Origin of the sequence: Pseudonocardia xinjiangensis, from assembly GCF_012911925.1 — a bacterium.
GTDB lineage: Bacteria > Actinomycetota > Actinomycetes > Mycobacteriales > Pseudonocardiaceae > Pseudonocardia > Pseudonocardia xinjiangensis.
In genome coordinates this window covers 1-4,441 of the sequence record NZ_JAAXKY010000264.1, presented here as the reverse complement: position 1 = coordinate 4,441, position 4,441 = coordinate 1, and the positions used below count along the sequence as shown (strand labels likewise).

Sequence of the window (4,441 nt, the reverse complement as noted above, 5' to 3'; positions counted from 1 at the left end):
CGGCCGGGTTGACCTCCTCGGGCGGAGCCGGAACGGGTCGGCCTTGGTCACGCCGGGGCGGCCGGGAACGGCGATCGGACCGGGAACGGTCGGACCGGGCAGGGGGGCGACTCAACTAGTTGTCCTCGCGATAGTGGGGAAGCAGGGGTGCTCTCAGCGGTAGGCGACCTGGGCGTCGAGGTCGGCGGGGGCGCAGGCACCCAGCCCCGGATCGACGCGGCCGGCCGAGCGGTACGCGTCGGGGCCCAGCGACACCCCGGCCGCGCGCAGGTCGGACGCGACGGCCGCCACCTGCTCCTCGGTGGCCGGCGGCAGCGGCAGGCGGGGGTTGCCGACGTCGACGCCGCGCAGCTGCAGCGCCGCCTTCGAGAACACCACCCCGCCGACCCGGCCCATCGCGTGGGTCACCGGCAGGGTGCTCGCGTTGACCGCCCTGGCCCGGGCGACGTCGCCGGCCTCGTATGCGTCGAGCATGTCACGCAGCCGGTCGGCCACGACGTGCCCGATCACGCTGACGAACCCGACCGCACCGACCGCCAGCCACGGCAGGTTCACCGGGTCGTCGCCGGAGTAGTAGGCCAGCGGCGTGGTGGCGATGATCTGGGTGCCGACGCGGAGATCGTTGCGGGCGTCCTTGACGGCCAGGATCCGCGGGTGCTCGGAGAGCCGCTGCAGCGTCTCGATCTCGATCGGGATGACGCTGCGCGGCGGGATGTCGTAGAGCATCACGGGCAGGTCGGTGGCGTCGGCGATCGCCGAGAAGTGCAGCACCAGCCCCGACTGGGGCGGCCGCGAGTAGTACGGCGTGACGACCAGCAGGCCGTGTGCGCCCGCCTTCTCGGCCGAGCGGGCCAGCTCGATGCTGTGAGCGGTGTCGTAGGTGCCCGCCCCCGCGACCACCGTGGCCCGGTCCCCCACCGCGCTCACCACCGCACGGACCAGGTCGGACTTCTCCTGGTCGGTGGTGGTCGGCCCCTCCCCCGTGGTGCCGTTCACCACCAGTCCGTCATTGCCCAGGTCGAGCAGGTGAGCGGCCAGTGCCTCGGCCTTGTCGAGGTCGAGGCGACCGTCGGCGTCGAAGGGCGTGACCATCGCGGTCAGCACCCGGCCGAACGGCCGGCCCGGCGGGCGCGCTCCAGCAGGGGTGGGACTCATGTGGTGACGGTACCGCCCGGGGGTCCCCGGGTGCCCCCCAGCGCCGCACCCGGATGCACCAACTCCGCCCGGATCGGCCATCCGGGCGAGGCGACGGTGGCGTGCGAGTAGCCCTCTAGACCCCGCGCTGCGCCGCGGCCACCGACTCGACGTCGGGGGTGTCACCCTCCAGCTCGACGCGCACGGCGTCGCGCCCGAACGCGTGCAGGACGAGCTCACCCGGCTCGCCCACGATCGTGACCAGCCCGGAACCGGTCTTGACAACGTGCTGCTCGCCCGAGGGTCGGCGCAGGACGATGCCCGTCGGCGTGCGCCGGTACAGCGCGCGACCCATCCGGGTCACTGCGGCCCACAGGCGGGCGTCACGGGTCGGGTCGGCCGCCCGCGGCTCCCAGCCCGGCTCGCCACGGCGGATGTCCTCGTGGTGGACGAAGAACTCGACGCCGTTGGCGACCTCGTCGAGCTTCCCGATCCGGTACGGCGACCAGACCGGCGCCCCGGCCCGCAGCTGCGCCACCATCTCGGCCCACGGGGTGGTGTCGTAGCCGTGCATCGCCCGCTCGGTGAGCGGGGCCAGCGCGGGCACCACGATGCCGGGCGCGGCCCACGGCTGCCGCTCGCGGACCAGCAGGTGGGCCAGCAGGTGCCGGGTGGTCCAGCCCTCGCACAGGGTGGGCCGGTCGGGTCCCACCCGCTCGAGCTCGTCGCTGATCGCCGCACGCTCACTGCTCGCCAGGGTCATCGCCCAGACCCTAGTGTGGCGGCCCCTGGTGCGGCGGCCACCCGTGGTGGCCGGAGCCGGCCAGGGTGCGGGTCATCCCTCCGTGACGTAGGGGCTGGACGCGATCTCGGAGCCGTCGTCCAGCGTGGCGATGTCGAAGTCGCCGAACACGTTGGGCACCTCGCGCTGCAGCTGGCGCAGGCACTCGACGGCGAGCTCGCGGATCTCGACGTCGGCGTGCTCGGTGGCCCGCATGGCGATGAAATGCCGCCATGCCCGGTAGTTGCCCGTGACCACGATCCGGGTCTCGGTGGCGTTGGGCAGCACCGCGCGCGCGGCCTGGCGGGCCTGCTTGCGCCGGAGCGTGGCGTTGGGGACGTCGGCGAACCGCTTCTCCAGCCCCTCCAGCAGGCGCTCGTAGGCCGTGACGGACGCCTGCGCGGCCTCGGTGAACAGCTCGTGCAGCTCGGGGTCGGCCGCGATGACGTCGGGCTCGACCATCGCGGCGTCGCGCTCGGGGACGTAGCGCTGGGACAGCTGGCTGTAGGAGAAGTGCCGGTGGCGGATGAGCTCGTGGGTGAGCGACCGCGAGACGCCGGTGAGATAGAAGCTCACCGTGCCGTGCTCGAGCACCGACAGGTGGCCGACCTCGAGGATGTGACGCAGGTACCCGGCGTTGGTGGCGGTGGCCGGGTTCGGCTTCGTCCACGACTGGTAGCACGCCCGCCCGGCGAACTCGGCGAGTGCCTGTCCCCCGTCGGCGTCGGTGCTCCACGGCACGCCCTCGGGGACGACGAACTCGGTCTTGGCGACGAGCTGGACGCCCAGCGGCACGATCTGCGGCATATCGGCAGCGTAACCGGGCGGCGTGACGCAACTCCGTGACATCACTGATGTCATGGATTCCCTTGACCGGCGTCACGGATGGCGTCACAGTGATGTCATGGATCTCAGTCAGTACGTCACGCAGCTGCGGGAGGATCTCGCCTCCGCAGCCGGGGCGGGTGACGAGCAGACGCAGCGCACCGCGGCGCTGCTCGGCGCCGCCATCGAGCCGGCCGCCCGGCTGGCCCTCATGAACGCGCTCTCCGACCTCGCGGCCGAGGTCACCGCCGCGCTGCCGGACCGTGTGGTGGAGGTGCGCCTCGACGGCCGGGACGTCCGCGTCGCGGTCACCGCCGACCCGGCCGCCGAACCCACCCCGGAGGAGCCGCCGTCCTTCCGCGGGTTCCCGGGTGGCGCCGACGCCGGGGACATCAGCCGGATCACGCTCCGGATGATGGAACAGATCAAGAACCAGGCCGAGCAGGCGGCGGCCGCGCAGGGTGTGTCACTCAACTCCTGGGTGGCGCAGGCCGTGCAGGGAGCACTGGCCGGGGGCGGGCGGCGTCCCGGACGCCGCAGCGGGGGGCCGGGCGAACGCGACGAGCGGCGCCTGCGCGGATGGGTCGAGGGATGAGCGACATGGTGGACTTCGCGAAGGACGAGGCCGGCGATGCTGCGGAGCTGGTGCGCCGGCAGAGCTGGCCCGTGGACGGCACCGCCGAGCTGGAGCTGACGGTGGATGTCGGCCGGATCCGGGTGCATCTCGACGAGCAGGTCGGGGGCACCGGGGAGGGCAGCGCGGGCGACGTGCGCGTGGAGGTGCGCCACGACCCGTCGGCGGGCAACACCTGGACCCAGGGGCTCACCGGCATCATCAACTGGCTCGGGGGCCCCGGCGGTCCCGGCGGCACGGGTGGGGCCGGCAGCGCGGACGAGCTCGCGGCGGAGGCCGTCCGGGCTGCGGAGATCACCTGGTCGGAGACGGGCAGGCGGCTCATCGTCCGCTCCTCGCAGGACCTCCCGTTGCGTGTGGTGCCGCTGGCGATCACCGTGTCGGCCCCGGCCGGCTCGCGGCTCGCCGCCCGGGCCGGCGCAGGCGACATCCGGGTGACCGGGCGCGCCGGGTGGGCGGGGGTGCGCACCGGCTCCGGCCAGATCTCCGTGGCCGCCGTCGACGGCGACGCGGACGTCACCACCGGGTCGGGCGACGTGGAGCTCGGACCCGTGAGCGGCCGCACGCGGGTGCGCACCGGGTCGGGCAAGGTGTCGGTGGCCGCCACCGGCGGCCCCGGCGAGATCCGGGCCAGCAGCGGGACCGTGTCGGTGGGCGAGGTGGCAGGCGACCTCGGGGTACGCACCGGTTCCGGCGACGTGGTGATCGCCGACGCCCGCAGCGGACATCTGGATCTCACCAGCGGCTCCGGGGGCCTGCGCATCGGTGTGCACCCCGGGGTCGGCGCCGAGCTGGACCTCACGTCGGGGTCGGGCCGGGCCAGCAGCGACCTGGAGGTGACCGCAGTGGCTCCGGAACGGCCCGCCACGCTGCAGGTGCACGGCCGGACCGGCAGCGGTGACGTGCTCGTGACGCGGGCGGCCGTGACCGTCTGACAGGCCGGCGCGGGGGTCATGCGCGGTGGCGGGTGGCTGAGGCACCCGCCACCGCGCACGCGCGGGTCAGCGCAGCGCGGTGGCGAGCGGGACGGCGAGGTCGCCCCGCTCACCCACCACCACGTCCTCGAG

5 protein-coding genes are annotated in these 4,441 nt (G+C 74.1%); 2 read left to right on the top strand and 3 right to left on the bottom strand.

Translation table 11 applies throughout. The annotated features are described in order from the left end of the window. Window positions 1-153: 153 nt before the first annotated feature. From dapA to thyX, 3 genes are all read right to left on the bottom strand, one after another. On the bottom strand, window positions 154-1,155 hold the full coding sequence (dapA, locus tag HF577_RS36655; protein ID WP_169400596.1) for a 4-hydroxy-tetrahydrodipicolinate synthase: 1,002 nt from the start codon (window positions 1,153-1,155) through the stop codon (window positions 154-156). A 115-nt stretch (window positions 1,156-1,270) separates the two neighbouring features. Beyond that, window positions 1,271-1,897, bottom strand: coding sequence for a TIGR03085 family metal-binding protein (locus HF577_RS36650; RefSeq protein WP_169400595.1), 627 nt, complete (start codon window positions 1,895-1,897; stop codon window positions 1,271-1,273). 72 nt (window positions 1,898-1,969) lie between these two features. Next, window positions 1,970-2,722 (bottom strand): FAD-dependent thymidylate synthase, encoded by a 753-nt coding sequence (thyX, locus tag HF577_RS36645; RefSeq protein ID WP_169400594.1) that lies wholly within the window; start codon window positions 2,720-2,722, stop codon window positions 1,970-1,972. 97 nt (window positions 2,723-2,819) lie between these two features. Here thyX and HF577_RS36640 point away from each other — a divergent pair, with 97 nt between their 5' ends. Continuing rightward, on the top strand, window positions 2,820-3,335 hold the full coding sequence (locus HF577_RS36640) for a toxin-antitoxin system HicB family antitoxin (protein ID WP_169400593.1): 516 nt from the start codon (window positions 2,820-2,822) through the stop codon (window positions 3,333-3,335). Beyond that, window positions 3,332-4,309, top strand: a complete 978-nt coding sequence (locus HF577_RS36635; RefSeq protein WP_169400592.1) for a DUF4097 family beta strand repeat-containing protein — start codon at window positions 3,332-3,334, stop codon at window positions 4,307-4,309. Before HF577_RS36640 ends, HF577_RS36635 begins: the two co-directional genes overlap by 4 nt. Window positions 4,310-4,441: the final 132 nt, after the last annotated feature.

Coding starts and splice junctions, on each gene's coding strand:
- dapA (WP_169400596.1), bottom strand. CDS start 1,155: ATGAGTCCCACCCCTGCTGGAGCGCGCCCGCCGGGCCGGCCGTTCGGC.
- HF577_RS36650 (WP_169400595.1), bottom strand. CDS start 1,897: ATGACCCTGGCGAGCAGTGAGCGTGCGGCGATCAGCGACGAGCTCGAG.
- thyX (WP_169400594.1), bottom strand. CDS start 2,722: ATGCCGCAGATCGTGCCGCTGGGCGTCCAGCTCGTCGCCAAGACCGAG.
- HF577_RS36640 (WP_169400593.1), top strand. CDS start 2,820: ATGGATCTCAGTCAGTACGTCACGCAGCTGCGGGAGGATCTCGCCTCC.
- HF577_RS36635 (WP_169400592.1), top strand. CDS start 3,332: ATGAGCGACATGGTGGACTTCGCGAAGGACGAGGCCGGCGATGCTGCG.